A 13,246-nucleotide genomic window follows, 5' to 3' on the forward strand; every position below is an offset into this window, starting at 1 on the left:
ACCAATCAAGAACCGTTCAGATCGATGGGGCCTGAGCATCAAGGGCAATCAGTGAACCCTCCAGCACCAAACGAGTGATTCCACGAGCCAACAGATAGGAGGTAGTGAGCTCAAAAACGCTTGTGTCAGGTACCTTGATCACCCTTTGACTACGTCCACACTGACGTTTGGCAGAACGGGGATTCGCAAACAAACAAAGAGCCCGTCTGTCTTGATCTTCATCGGCTAGCAAACCCAACTCTGAGAACTCCTTCAGCGGGCGTGCATCAAGTTCAACTGTCTTGTCGACAAGCATATAAACGCTACTAGGTAACAAACCAGGCAAGAGAGGCTTACATTTCACCTTTGGACGATCACTGAAAACACCAGAATCTGCGACTAAAGGAACCAGCTCGTGAAACACCTCGGACCCAGGGAGATCCCCCATGTCCGACTCGAGGTGATCATCTTCGCTGGAGTCCTCTTCCGGATCATGACCAAAGTCATCGGCATCATCGAGAGCAAGAACACCTGCAGCTTCGTCGTCCAACGCGAGCTCATCCAACTTCCCCTCTTCAAGCTTCACCTCATCAAGCGAATTCAGCGTCGATGAGCTCGACTCTGATGGCTCCTTAACGGTTGCTTCTCCAACAGCAGAGAGAGTCTTAGAGATCGCACCACGCTGGGCACGAGAGGCCTTCACCGCGACGTAGTCCTTCTCTGAAAGCAGCGTTTTAACGGTGCGCGTGACAGTATTAGGGCTGCAGCCGTAAGCCTTGGCAAGGCTTGCTGTGGCATCACCTGCCCTGTAACGCTCCACAAGCTCAGATTTCTGACTATCGCTGAGCCGGCTGGCCGCCATCGGATGCAAGTTCGCAGCCTCTAACCATAGGAGGCCAACTCGATGTTGACTGCCAAAATGCTGTAGTGCTCCCTTAGCTCAGCTGGATAGAGCAACTGCCTTCTAAGCAGTCGGTCGATGGTTCGAATCCATCAGGGGGCGTCAGTTACACCAAGGGATCACGAGTTTTCCGGGGTCCCTTTTTTAGTGGGAACAGGCGCCTGCTCCCACTTTGCTCTTGCTTGTGGTAGAACAAATTCATTGAGAGCAGAAAGCAATAGATAGCGACAACATCAGCGCCCCCCTGTTTTTCCCTTGCGGGTCTTGTATAGCTCTCAGTTAGAGCTTAGGCGCCGATATACAACAGAGAGCTAACTCAAATAACAACAAAATCTGACGCAACGAGTGTAGGCAGATCCTGGGCTTGACCGCCTAATACAGCAAATAGACCGCCATCGCCAAGCCCAGAATCCTTGCCGTTTTCATCGTAAAATAGTTCAACTTCAAACCCCTTGTTATAAGCAATGATATTTGAGCTTGACATCGCAGCTCTTCCAAACTTCATATCGTTGAACACATGCTCAAAATCAATATCTTCGAGGCCATTGAACTTCTTCCTCGAAAGCTTGATAGTGTCGCCTCTTGTCTGACTAAAGTTAGTTATTGTATCTGCATTTCCTGTATTGAATTTTTCTTCCTCATAAAAAGTAAATCTACCCGATTTGCTCTTATCTTGGTTCGTCATTTCTCCTGAACCGTCCTCAATGAGGACAGCGTAAGAGCCATGCTCTTCCTTGGATTGGATCCCAGTAATATCGGTATGCCTAGAATCATAGGGCAGGTCAATGACAAAGTTTGCAGGGTATTCATCATCGTTCCATGAATTAGCCAGAAGAACCATTACTGAAGCGTCGACATATGGCTTGACGCTCGGATCATTGATCTGATCACTAATAAAATTACCTAACCATTTCTTGCCTTCTTTGTCGCCTGTTTCTATCTGCTTTTTGACATTTTGATTAAAATCTGGGATAGGGTTGTGTACTCCAAGGAGGAAACCTAAAGTCTCATCCCACAATACAGAAAAAGGTTGAATGTACTGAGCGTAAAAGACATCCCAGAATAATGTCATATCTGGGTCAAAATCGAAGTCGGTAAATTCATACTCTCCAATATCAACCTTTAAGTTATATTCGTCGTATTTAATTGGGACATTTAATAATGACCGCATGTATTCTGGCAAGGCCTCGACTATACCCTCTCCATGAGTACTGAAATTGATGTCCGGGTTTTTCATTGCAAGTTCCCAAGTCTCAATGTTAATGGTTATGTCGCCCGAGAATGGAGCGCTTACATCTCCTGCTCCATGAAGTTTTAGACTTAAAGTCTGATTTGCTTCGGACTCAACGTCTAAAGTAGTAGGAGTAACAGTTTCAAATCCCCCTTTGACTATTTCGTCTTGCCCAAAAACTCTTCCTGTTACTGGCCACCAAAACTGAACTCTTGATCCGCTGTCTATATACTTATTTCCAAACATATCTTTTTTGTAATGTATATCTTCATATTTATAGCCACTATCTGGCGTCATTTCAAGATTAAAATCTCCGATGCTGCCGCTCCATCTAAGGCCGATATATTTTTCATCCTTGTTAAATACAGTCCCATCATCGCCTATGTCTAGGCTTGCAATATAGCCGCCAATTAAATCTGAGAAATTGTTTAATGCATTAACATCCCTTTCCAATGTATCCATGTCTAGAAATGGAGCGGTCATGGAGATGCAAGGAATGTTCAGAATAATTGTGGCTATAAAAACCTTCCGCGCGACTTAAATACGTTGTTTGTAGCAAAGGACCCGGAATCAGTGGCAGTTGCCTTCCGATTGGCGCTGGCCCACCTGACGCAAACCAGCAAGCGGTTGCAGATGGCCGACGTGATTCAGTCCGTCGAGGCGCAGGGAGCAACTGCCTCCAAGGCAGTCCGTCACCAGTGATGGCAGAGGGCTGCAGAGTCCGGAAGCAGAGCTGCAGAAAAGTGAGAGCGCTGCTCCCACTTTTACGGAATATCACGCTTGCAACGGATTGCAGCCGCTTGCACAGATCTGCGAAAATCCAGTCATAGACTCAAAAATGCCCATCACCACTGGGCTTAATCACTACCTTCTAAGCAGTCGGTCGATGGTTCGAATCCATCAGGGGGCGTGCAGTCAGAGGAAACGAGTTGAAGAATTCTCCAAACGCACCCCCGTTTTTTTTGCAATGAGCGCGCTTAATTTTTACTTTAGTGAAAAGCCATACATCATTTAGCGGATAACATCTTCTACCTCAGCTCGGTACTAGTGAGCCCCGCAACTGTGCAATTTGAAGATGTTCCGTGGCTCAGCGGACAATGACTAGAGGAGCTGTTCTTTTGAGTCAGGGAAAGTCTTGCGTGCATGTTCCTTTAGTCTGTTAGCAACACTTAAAATTAACTGGCCGAACAAGGATATTCATCCACTTGCGCTCGCCAAAAATGTTGGCCATCAATCCAAAATTAAAAAATCAATAATAAGTCAAGTAAAAATATTCCCTCAAGTAAGTTCAAGGGCAGCAGGTGTCGCACAAAATCACAAAGATCCACCAATGAAAGCTCAAGGCATCTCTGGAGATCAACATGTAATTATTGCTGAGTCAATTAAAAAGTAGCTGCATGAGAATGAGTAAGGATTGCAATCTATAGACGAATAGCGATCAATTCTTACACACATTGACTTATCTTATAAGCACTAAGACTGATTATTATTGCCTGTGTCTTCAACAATGCATTCATCAATGGCAGCTTCGTCGATTTCGCTGACTACTGCAGCAGAAGTCACATCTTCAGCTTTTGCGACTTCATCAATTCCCTTTGGTTCACGCTGAATGAGCTCTTTAACAAATGCCTCAAGAAGATTATATAATCTTACAAGTCTAACGAAAAGGTCTTTAATATCACCCCACATGCCCTCAAGAAGGGCTTTTATCTCCTCAGCCTTTGCACCTTTATTGAGCAGCAGGATTAAAGCCCCAACTCCTAAAACAATGCCCCCAAAAGAAAGAAGAATAAGCACAAAAATAACTAGAGCAGCCATGAACCCCCTTTTGACGCACTTAGACGATCACGCACATATCCATTAACGACAAGCAGCCTTCAATAAAATTCAGGAATCAAAAGCACTCATCTTTAATGGAGAAATGACTATTCCATTCGATTGACTCGGCTTGGGTGCTGAATGATGGGATGGCTAAGAGAACAGTCCTCCAAGCTGTGTCCATCGTTCAGAAGCTAGAGGTGGTCGCAAAGACTGACTTGCATAGGAACCAATATTCAGCGACAAAATAGCAATTCAGCTAATTTCATCACTGATGAGGTTTGGCCCCATGCCTACTGATGAGATCAACACTCTCGAGCGGAATAAGGGTCTTATCACGGTGATTACCGAAGGGCCCTTGGCCTTTCATCGCATCAGCGAGCCCCTGCAGCAACTCATCGAGCAACACGGTTACCGGGAGGGGGCTCTGGTGCTGGCCGGTCTGCACACCACCACAGCCCTGATCGTGAATGAATGGGAAGAACGCCTGCTTGAAGACATCAAGAATTGGCTCAATCAATTAGCCCCAGCGGATCTGACCTGGAAACACAACGACCTTCATCTTCGCCCCAATATCCCTGAGGATGAACCGCGAAATGCCCATGCACACTTACAGGCGTTGCTACTCGGAAATCACCTCACGGTTTCTGTCCAGGATGCCCAACTCGTGCTAGGTCGATATCAAGACGTCATCCTGGTGGAGTTAGACGGCCCACGACGACGACAGGTTGGCGTGAGCTTTCTGGGTGCTTAAAAGCTTAAAAAGATCCCTCAAAATCAACCAGCCCCCCCCCAATCTTTACACCATCCTTATTAACACCAACGCGATGAGCTAAGAGCCAAGCGTTGCTCCTGACCAGTGCATAACGAATGCAAGGCAAAAGAGTGTCAACAAGCAAAACACCTAGCCAAGACAAAAGATCAGATAGGTGCTCCAATGAAAGCGCTGCTGGAATGCCACCACAGTTGTTTTATCGAGGTCAATCACAGTCATCACTCGGGATAATTCTGAAAACCCCTGATATCCAGAAGCCAAACAACTTGGCACACTTGATTGAGCAGATTTCCTGTACGCATGAATTGGTTAGCAGTTAAAGCCAAACACGCCTGCATACAGACCTATCGACCATCAGGTGCTCCTAAATACAAATCGCTCCTCGCGACGACTGCTCAGCCAATACTCCTAGAAGGTGATCATTCGATTTTTGAGCAGTTCAATGAACATCGTAAAAATATATTCGCCATTGTGAGTCTCCTATCTACTATCACGAATCGACTTGGTCGGGTGATCATGAAGCTCAACAACTCCCTAACGATTGGAGCAGGAAGCCCTACCCAGCCAAGCCAGGAGTCTGCATACCTCTTGAGGATCTTGCTAGCGCGAGTATCCCATCACTGGCAATAGAGTTTGATATCCCTGCCGAAAATGGGTACTTAGGAAGTATTCCCCCCTGCGCAAGGTGTCACCTGTATTCCTATAGCAAATGGGTTTAAATTGTTTCGCCACTACCATGAAAAGTTTCATGTCTACTGAATATTGATCATCTAGATCGCCATCTGATTGGGAGCAGCCTTGCCAACTCAACCCAGGAAAATAAACACAACTGAGCTGTATCCAAGAGGATATTTGCTCTAATGTCTTTTTACTGTCAACACTCATGATGAACTTACTCGCCACTGCAGGGCCTTTCGGCATCTCGCCTTCAGCTGATCAGCTCATGGTGATCAACCTTTCCGCAATCCTGGTGGGCACCACATTCAATGCTCCCCAGAAGGTCATCAAATGGGGCGGGCTGGTCATCGCTGTCGTGACTGCAACCTGTGCACTCTGGTGCGGACACTAAGAACTGGGCAGCTTTCGGCTTGGGGGCAATATTGACCTCTTTAAAAAGCTAGCCATCAGGCAATGCACCAAGCTCATGAAAGGTCTCAATGTGCTCGTCCATCACGCTGACCGATCGCAGCAGCGACGATGGCAAGAAGAAAAACTGCTTTGTGTGACTACATCAATACCACCCTGCTTAACCAGAACGGCCAAGACTGTGAATGCGCTTGGTGATCCCTAAAGGTTCGTTTGATCTAATGCTGATAGCGCACCTGCTATTGAAGCCCCAGGTGTAAAAGACTTCAGCCTGAAGACAGTGAAAGCACTAGAAGCATGCTGAGCAATCAGCCATGAGATCAAACTCACCACTGATATTCAGCCAGCCCACTGCCTCTCAAATGAAGATGCAAGAACCTGCCAAAAGCGATGGATCACGAAAACAAAAAGTCGAAAACGCTATAGGGGAAAAACAATAAAAAAAGCCCAGCTTTAAAAGCTGGGCTTTTTAGTGATATCAACGCTAATTAAATCCAGTGATGATACTTCTGAAAGATTGGTTGATCCAATCAGTACCAATGAAAAGTGCCTATCAATTTAGATCTAACTGCTCATGCGAGCACCAAGAAGAAAATTGGCGAGCAATCAACCACCAGACCTAGAGAGTTGCCGACCCAACTGGTCGAGGACAAGCAATCCAAGGATCAGCATAAATAGGCCAACAGCCAAGGAGGGGCCAACCAGACCGCGAGCCACCTCTACCACCGTCACAACGCTAGCCAGTAGCACAATGCCGACCAGCCATGGAGTCCCTGTGCCCCAACCTCTCAGAGAGCCATACACCCCGGAAGAGGGCAAGATATAACCAGTGAGGATAAGGCCAACGATCACGAAGACACATACCAAATAGAACTGCCAACCGAGGGTCCCGGTAAGGACGATGACAGGGGAGCCGAAACTGCCAAGAACTGGAGGCATAATTTTTTAGCAGCCTTTACTTGAAGACGCCGAACCTTACCACATTTAGAAAAAATGAAGCTGGACTCAGCTAAAAATTACAACAGGCGCCATTCCTGACGAAATTCGTGATCGGACAATCTGATCAGTTTGATGTGATAGCAACAGATCTACCCAGATTTCCTTTCGCCATCTCTACATCAAAGCAAAAGCCTGCAAATGCTTGACTTCGAATTTAGCATGCATTTTATATCATCATTTCACAAGATTTACAGATCAAAAGCTATCTCTAAATTGCCAAGAGGATGAAGCTGGATCTGCGGCATTCTAGGGAGAATAGATGGATTGAGCAAGAGCAATAAATCAAACAATCATCACAATTCTAAGTCAATCTCTACTGGCTTATTAATACTTTTTCTATTTTCCAGCCACCTTGAAAAGGCTCTTAATGAGTCGCATAAATATTCGACTTCCGAAGAAGATATCTGGCCAATCGATTAAGTTGGGATGGCCGTCCTTACTTGTGAGGGCAGGCGTTGTTAATGGATGGAAGTCCATTGAGAAAGAAACCTGCACCAAAATTTGATTGTTCCAAGGCAGAGCTCGCATGCCAAGCTCTATCAACGACAGATCACGACTCAACAGCATGCGACTTGAACATGATCGCCATGCAGAGCATGATCTCTTTCAAAGGAGATGGCAGCTGCCAGTTAAAAGAATTCCTACCTTCAAGACGGGTGCCTCCAGCAATCGATACCAGATCCCCGATAGGGTCAGATCTCAAAACCTGATCAGATCATGAACCTGGCAGCGACCTATTTTGGTGCCAACGGTTGGTTACTTGAGTTTGGTGCCTGCAGGGTATTAGTGGATCCCTGGCTCACCGGCCAACTCTCCTTCCCACCAGGCCCCTGGTTGCTGAATGGCAGGCTGCCCCGCGACTGGGCTGTGCCTGACAACCTTGATCTGCTGCTTTTAAGCCAGGGTTTACCAGATCATGCCCACCCAGAAACCCTGCAACTTCTTCCCAGGGATCTCAAGATCGTTGGCTCCCCCTCGGCCGCAAAACTGGTTGGGCGCTTGGGGTTTACACAAGTGACGCCATTGCATTCTGGAGAGAGCACCAACATCGCTGGACTCACCATCCGCGCGACCGCTGGAGCCATGGTGCCCTCGATCGAAAACGGTTATCTCATCAGCAATGCTGACGGCAAGATCTACCTTGAACCTCATGGTTTTCTCGATAGCAAAATCGAATCACAATCCGTTGATGCGGTAATCACCCCGGTGGTTGATCTTGGTCTGCCTCTTGCAGGGGCTTTTGTGAAAGGCCGTCAAGTTCTTCCTGAATTGCTCAAAAGATTTGAGCCAAACACCGTCCTTGCTAGCACTGCTGGAGGGAATGTTCGCTTCGAGGGGCTGCTGAGCAGCTTTATGCAGATGGAAGGATCAGCAAAAGACGTTGCCGAAATGCTGCCTGCTCAGGTCAAGTTCATTGACCCAGAACCCGGCAAACGCTACGCCCTTACCTCCAAGCAATCTCTGGTTTCACCATCTAGCTGATGAGCCCCGTCAGCAAGCTCAAGAGAATCTCAAGCTGACGAGATTGAGGCCATGACCAAGAGAGAAGAAGGTGATGCTCGCAATCAATCGTTCTTTCAGGCCTGAGACTTCTGAAAGCTGTCTCGACTCCAGCGAAGCAAAGCAAGAATCTCTGGAGCATGTCCTGAAAACGAAGGGGTTATTTTGATCTGAGCTTTAACGCTGCGAAAACTGACTAAAGCGGAGACTGAGCATCGGCAAAGGGATAGACATGATTCATCTCATTCAAGTTTGCTTGCTCTGAAGATCACAATCCACATCAGGATTATGGTGTTACAAGCAAACCATTTTCTAAAAGGATTATCTGCTGTTCCTTTAACGTTAACGCAATTTTGATAGCCCATTTTGATTTTTTTGCCCGCACAAAAAAAGACCCGGATCAAAAATCCGGGTCTTTGAATACAAATTGACTATTCAAACTAGAGACTCAGCCACCGTGGCAGGAGAAGGCACCCATCAAGAAGTTGTGAACGCCTGGTACTGTGCGATCCAAGCCATAAATGAAGAGAGTCGACGCAAACAGAGTGGCCAATGTCTTCTGAGCCCAGTTGAGACCTGAACTTCTTGAGAGTGCAGAATTCATTGATCGCAAAAGCAAGCGTCAATCAACAATAGCGCCTTTTCATGCTTTCGCTGTTGCAAACATGAATTGAAGTACAAGCCTCATTGATGAGCCCCGCCCCGCAAAGCGCCAAGAAACCACAAGGGAACAGCTCGACTCAAGCCAGGCAAAGCATGGTTGGCGCGAGTGGCAAGCAGCGAAGGGTCACAAGGCTTGAACGGAAACAAACTCAGAACTTGTCTACAAGTGCATCGCCTGTGGATTGTTCAAGCGGATTGAAAGACCAGTGTTTTCTCCACAAGGCTGGTATCCACAAGAGGGATTAAGCTGCTTGCTATTCCGAAAAATTCCAGCTAATCAGCCCAATCGCTGTCAAGAACCAAAGCGCTACTACAAATGCGCCAAAAGCCCAACTCCCTCCCCTGCCAACGGCCCACAGCCAAACAAAGAGGCCGATGAACGCCAACACAATTTGAATCAAAATGTCTTGCTCAACAGGCAACGCAAGGAGCAGATCTCTGAACATGGATCAACAAATAGATCACAGCTTCCATCATTAACAAGTGTCGACGGTGGAAGGATGCAGGAAAAGAGTTTTAACCCTTAAAAGCTATTATAGCATCAGCTCACCAGACTTGAAAGTTCAGAACATTAGGGAGGGCCATGATTATCAGCGACCCGAGTATGCAAATGCCCTGGATTTTGCAGACATACGTTAAGTCATTAATCAACAAAATTATAGTTTTTCATAGAGCTAATCGCGGGCAAGAGGTTCAATACTGAAAGTCAATAGACAAGCAGGAAAGGTTCTTTAGAGCCACTGTCCTACTAGGTTATGCCCTGTGAACCATTGCATTGTCTCGATACAGGTCGATTAAAATCCACAAACTTAGATATTAGTCAAGCAGCAGTAAAAAATGTGATTACTCCAAAATCTGGTCATGAACTGCTTCCTATCTGCAACGAAATACAAAATAAAGTCTCCTGAGTTATAGCTCCAAGAATAAGAATCCCAATGTTTCTATGACCAGCTTTACCAAAGCCTTCTGCAAGGATCAATGAGCAAGGCTTGTGCTGCATCCGCCCTGGGCTATCAAGAAGCGCACGAGGGTCAAGAAAATATTGACGCTGACGGTCAGGGTTAACGGGGCAACAATGAAGACGATTAAAAGCAATTCAAGAGATCACTAGTTCTGCTCTCTTAGATCACAAACCTCGACAACTGTTGCTGACCTCCTCCAGCATGATCACAGCATCATCACCACGTCCAGCCTGAAGCTGACTCATGATCACATCGGCTTGCAAGCCAAGCAGCAAGGTCTGACAGGAATAGTTGCTCTGAGCTCCTGCACGTCTCTGCAGGGCTTCCGCCCGCAGCAACGCGGCTTGGCATGCGTTGAGCTGACCAGATTGAAAGCATGCGAGTGCTAGCGGCCTGAGGCCTTGAAGCTGAGTCGCTCTTACAGGAATCATCCCTAGTAGTGGAAGAAAGCCACAGAGCAGGAGCTGCAGCAACAGGCACCATCTCTGCGACTCCTGCCCTGAAAGCAACATGATTCCTTCGCAAGAACGGTGCTTATTTCAACGCAAATGCATGGGTCAATCACAAATGCTCAAAAGTAATTTGCATGTCGCTAATCAAGAAAGTGCCTTTTTCTTCAGTTGATGTGAGCAAAGCACAGCCTGATGCAAAGGCGCTGTCTGCATCGTAGAGATGAGGGCCAGCAGTGCCAACCAAAAGACTGCCTCAAGCTCTGCTCTACAACTCAGTTTTTAAAGCGATTTTGGATGAACTTTTAAGCGCTCAATCCCAGTGCTGAGTTCCCTCCGCCTGTCCTTATCGCTTGCTGCTGCTCTTGCCTTAGCTAGCACTCCCATCCAGCCATTTGTTGCTCAAGACGATGGCAGTGCAGCAGATCTCGGGGTGATGGAGATCAACCTCAAAGACGCTGTGCAGTTCAACTGGGGTTTTCAAGGAGCACTGCAAGGAGCAGGTACTCCTAATCAAGCCGGTATTGGAGCGTTTCTGCCGATTGCTGTTGGTGAGAACAGCGTTTGGTTTATTGATGCTTTAGCCAATGCCAACTTCTCTGACCGTGAGGGTGAAAGCAGCATCATCAACACAGAGGTTGCTGGCACCACGATCAGCACATCAACCAGGCTTGGCTACCGCTGGCTGAATGGTGATCGCATCTGGATGTATGGCATCAATGCTGGCTATGACAGCCGGCCAATGAATACCGGTGATGTTGATACCAGCATCAATGTCACAGACAAGCGTGATGTCTTCTTCTCGCAGGTTGCTGCAGGCTTAGAAGCAGTCTCAGACACTTGGAACTTCAATGCCTATGCACTGGTTCCAATTGGTGATGTCGAACACAGGCTGAACAGCCATTACGAAGCTGGGGCTTTAGATACCTACGGATTAGATGTTGGCTACAGCATCACACCTAATCTCAACGCCTCTTGTGGTTATTACTACCAGCAAGGTGATCTCGATGATGCTGATGGTTCTGGTGTCAAAGGAAGGCTTGCCTACAACATCAGCAATGGTTTAACTCTTGGTGCAAACCTCTCATATGATGAGGCTTTTGATACACGCTTTACGGCAGATATTAAATATCGCTTTGGCTCTAATGGCTATGGATCACCAAGCAAGAAACAACCAGCAGTAATGCCTGCGATTCAAGCGTTATCTGCAACACCAGCCAATCGAGATCTAAGGGTGCACGATTGCAAGAGAGTGTTGTGTGTGTTAGGTGTATGTACAGTTAACCCTTTTTGTGTGTAGGTGTATGGTGATTGAATGTTAGTGTGTTGTCCCTTATGACGATACCCTCCAAAAGCCCCTGCAAACGCCGGGGCTTTTTATTTCTTCAACGACTTCCCTATTCGCTTAAAACAACTTCCGATACCTGACACCATTGACTTGCAGAAAGTTGCCTTGATATCTTCTTTAGCAAGTAAAAGTCAGCAATAGCTTTTAGTATTCATCACAAATTTACCTTTAAATACTTTTGTCCTAAAACCAGTTATATCCTCAACTTAATCACCACAGCAACAGACGTTAATCACCATCATGGACGCCATTCGCTCTTCTAAATTTCTCCGCAACTTGATGCCAATTCTCAGGGATTTGGTTGAGGCGAATATCCCAATCCCATGGCAGTCGTTGTTGGCCTGGTGAAATCCTCTTCCTCTTACTTCTAGTTCTTGAATGACTGACTAGCCGTTTAAGCATGCGACTACCCCAGTGGCACTTGGGAGCAGCTTTGCTCTTATGGCGATAACGCTTACAAAAACGCTCATAGCGCTTGAAACATCAATCCAATATTAACGAAAGCTTTAAGAAGACTGAGTAACATTAACTGATTATATCTGTTTTCAGGCTGTCGTATCAGCTTCATTCAATTCAGTCGATTCTTAAACTCATCAGCTTTAGATTGAACTATAGAAGATTTATTAATCAAAATATGATGACAAAAAACGAACACTCTTCATACACTCACTTTTTCGTTGATTAAGAGCCCAATCAAGGAGTAGCATCGAAACACGACACTCCTCACACAAGTTTGTCGGTATGGGCGCTGCTCGATGAGGGCGCCTTTTTCATGGTTTTGACGTGCCTAGCCATGAGCCTTAGACGAGGGAGTGGCGTCAGGGGTCTGTTTAGTCTTGCTCTTCCTCTACAGCATCAAGTACACGCGATGCCCATATCGCATCAATGATCGCTAGCAGGGAACCGGATGCATAGAACACACGCCAGAACTGTTCATCAGACATGACCGAGAGGGTGAGCATGAGCACGCACAGCACGACATCGATCACAACCGCTCGCCAGATCATCCTTGGTTCCCAAAAGGGCTTTTTGTCCACTTAGTTCCTGTATTTGTTATCTGGGCTTACGGGGTTAACCACCTTGGTGTCACAGGTGAAACCTCCATCTGCGTTGGCAGTGCAGTTCTCTGCATCAATGCTGGTCTGTTCATTCACCAGCGGCTGGTTGCTCTTGCGCCGGAAGTACACCTCACTCTCTTGAGACTGTGAAACCAATTGCTCAGCCTGATTGCTGCATGCCATCGCAGGGGTGCAAATCAGAACTGCTGCCGCTGCAGCGGTTGTCAACGAGCGAACCATGTCTTGGTGATTGCGTCAGGCGCAGCCTAGTGACGATTCAACGGAGACGGAAAGGGGGCACAGTGTCAATTTTGGTCAGACAAAAGAACCAGAATCCTGTTAAAGGTCGTGACCAAACCGGCTGCCCCTTTGAGTGCACCCCCCTAATCGCTGCGCATCTCAGGGAAACAGCTGGTAATTCGGATCAGTTCCCTTACTTGCTCTTGATCGTATGAAGACAAGGTTGTCCCAGGTACC

At 46.8% G+C, this 13,246-nt stretch carries 16 protein-coding genes and 2 tRNA genes; 8 read left to right on the forward strand and 10 right to left on the reverse strand.

Translation table 11 applies throughout. The features are described from left to right. Positions 1–16: 16 nt before the first annotated feature. Positions 17–841, reverse strand: coding sequence for a hypothetical protein (locus PMIT1303_RS08630; RefSeq protein ID WP_063398459.1), 825 nt, complete (start codon positions 839–841; stop codon positions 17–19). 67 nt (positions 842–908) lie between these two features. On the opposite strand from PMIT1303_RS08630, the gene PMIT1303_RS08635 reads away from it, so the two are divergent. Next, positions 909–982: transfer RNA gene (locus PMIT1303_RS08635), tRNA-Arg, on the forward strand. A gap of 214 nt (positions 983–1,196) precedes the next feature. On the opposite strand, the gene PMIT1303_RS08640 is transcribed toward PMIT1303_RS08635, so the two are convergent. Further along, the gene (locus tag PMIT1303_RS08640; protein WP_063398367.1) at positions 1,197–2,594 is read right to left on the reverse strand and encodes a hypothetical protein; all 1,398 of its coding nucleotides are present in this window, start codon (positions 2,592–2,594) and stop codon (positions 1,197–1,199) included. Between the two features lie 87 nt (positions 2,595–2,681). Further along, positions 2,682–2,807, reverse strand: coding sequence for a hypothetical protein (locus tag PMIT1303_RS14265; RefSeq protein ID WP_255359776.1), 126 nt, complete (start codon positions 2,805–2,807; stop codon positions 2,682–2,684). 144 nt (positions 2,808–2,951) lie between these two features. Between PMIT1303_RS14265 and PMIT1303_RS13530 the strand changes: the two genes are divergently transcribed. Beyond that, positions 2,952–3,021, forward strand: a tRNA-Arg gene (locus PMIT1303_RS13530). A gap of 225 nt (positions 3,022–3,246) precedes the next feature. Next, on the forward strand, positions 3,247–3,504 hold the full coding sequence (locus tag PMIT1303_RS08650) for a hypothetical protein (RefSeq protein ID WP_063398369.1): 258 nt from the start codon (positions 3,247–3,249) through the stop codon (positions 3,502–3,504). Between the two features lie 80 nt (positions 3,505–3,584). Here PMIT1303_RS08650 and PMIT1303_RS08655 read toward each other — a convergent pair whose 3' ends face one another. After that, positions 3,585–3,929, reverse strand: coding sequence for a hypothetical protein (locus PMIT1303_RS08655; protein ID WP_063398370.1), 345 nt, complete (start codon positions 3,927–3,929; stop codon positions 3,585–3,587). Positions 3,930–4,218: 289 nt separating this feature from the next. Here PMIT1303_RS08655 and PMIT1303_RS08660 point away from each other — a divergent pair, with 289 nt between their 5' ends. The 3 genes from PMIT1303_RS08660 (at position 4,219) to PMIT1303_RS08670 (ending at position 5,773) form a co-directional block, all read left to right on the forward strand. Then, on the forward strand, positions 4,219–4,683 hold the full coding sequence (locus PMIT1303_RS08660) for a secondary thiamine-phosphate synthase enzyme YjbQ (RefSeq protein WP_063398460.1): 465 nt from the start codon (positions 4,219–4,221) through the stop codon (positions 4,681–4,683). 300 nt (positions 4,684–4,983) lie between these two features. After that, entirely contained in the window at positions 4,984–5,334 is a 351-nt protein-coding gene (locus PMIT1303_RS08665; protein WP_156486984.1) for a hypothetical protein, read from the forward strand. A 256-nt stretch (positions 5,335–5,590) separates the two neighbouring features. Further along, the gene (locus tag PMIT1303_RS08670; RefSeq protein ID WP_041384528.1) at positions 5,591–5,773 is read left to right on the forward strand and encodes a hypothetical protein; all 183 of its coding nucleotides are present in this window, start codon (positions 5,591–5,593) and stop codon (positions 5,771–5,773) included. A gap of 623 nt (positions 5,774–6,396) precedes the next feature. Here PMIT1303_RS08670 and PMIT1303_RS08675 read toward each other — a convergent pair. Continuing rightward, positions 6,397–6,729 carry a hypothetical protein gene (locus PMIT1303_RS08675; protein WP_011825262.1) on the reverse strand — a complete coding sequence of 111 codons (333 nt, stop codon included), beginning with the start codon at positions 6,727–6,729 and terminating at the stop codon, positions 6,397–6,399. Positions 6,730–7,506: 777 nt separating this feature from the next. Between PMIT1303_RS08675 and PMIT1303_RS08685 the strand changes: the two genes are divergently transcribed. After that, a complete protein-coding gene (locus PMIT1303_RS08685) occupies positions 7,507–8,271 on the forward strand; it encodes an MBL fold metallo-hydrolase (RefSeq protein ID WP_063398373.1) in 765 nt (254 codons plus the stop codon). A gap of 466 nt (positions 8,272–8,737) precedes the next feature. Here PMIT1303_RS08685 and PMIT1303_RS13835 read toward each other — a convergent pair whose 3' ends face one another. From PMIT1303_RS13835 to PMIT1303_RS08695, 3 genes are all read right to left on the reverse strand, one after another. Continuing rightward, on the reverse strand, positions 8,738–8,893 hold the full coding sequence (locus tag PMIT1303_RS13835; protein WP_196757079.1) for a hypothetical protein: 156 nt from the start codon (positions 8,891–8,893) through the stop codon (positions 8,738–8,740). 313 nt (positions 8,894–9,206) lie between these two features. After that, a complete protein-coding gene (locus PMIT1303_RS08690; protein ID WP_011825258.1) occupies positions 9,207–9,398 on the reverse strand; it encodes a hypothetical protein in 192 nt (63 codons plus the stop codon). 680 nt (positions 9,399–10,078) lie between these two features. Further along, positions 10,079–10,426 (reverse strand): hypothetical protein, encoded by a 348-nt coding sequence (locus tag PMIT1303_RS08695; RefSeq protein WP_063398374.1) that lies wholly within the window; start codon positions 10,424–10,426, stop codon positions 10,079–10,081. Positions 10,427–10,685: 259 nt separating this feature from the next. On the opposite strand from PMIT1303_RS08695, the gene PMIT1303_RS08700 reads away from it, so the two are divergent. Next, positions 10,686–11,663, forward strand: coding sequence for a hypothetical protein (locus tag PMIT1303_RS08700; protein WP_063398375.1), 978 nt, complete (start codon positions 10,686–10,688; stop codon positions 11,661–11,663). Between the two features lie 878 nt (positions 11,664–12,541). Here PMIT1303_RS08700 and PMIT1303_RS08705 read toward each other — a convergent pair. Beyond that, entirely contained in the window at positions 12,542–12,748 is a 207-nt protein-coding gene (locus PMIT1303_RS08705; RefSeq protein ID WP_041384534.1) for a hypothetical protein, read from the reverse strand. Then, complete coding sequence (locus PMIT1303_RS08710; RefSeq protein ID WP_063398376.1) at positions 12,749–13,009, reverse strand: hypothetical protein; 261 nt, start codon at positions 13,007–13,009, stop codon at positions 12,749–12,751. Between the last annotated feature and the right edge of the window lie 237 nt (positions 13,010–13,246).

The sequence above is a fragment of the Prochlorococcus sp. MIT 1303 genome (assembly GCF_001631965.1).
Lineage (GTDB): Bacteria > Cyanobacteriota > Cyanobacteriia > PCC-6307 > Cyanobiaceae > Prochlorococcus > Prochlorococcus marinus_D.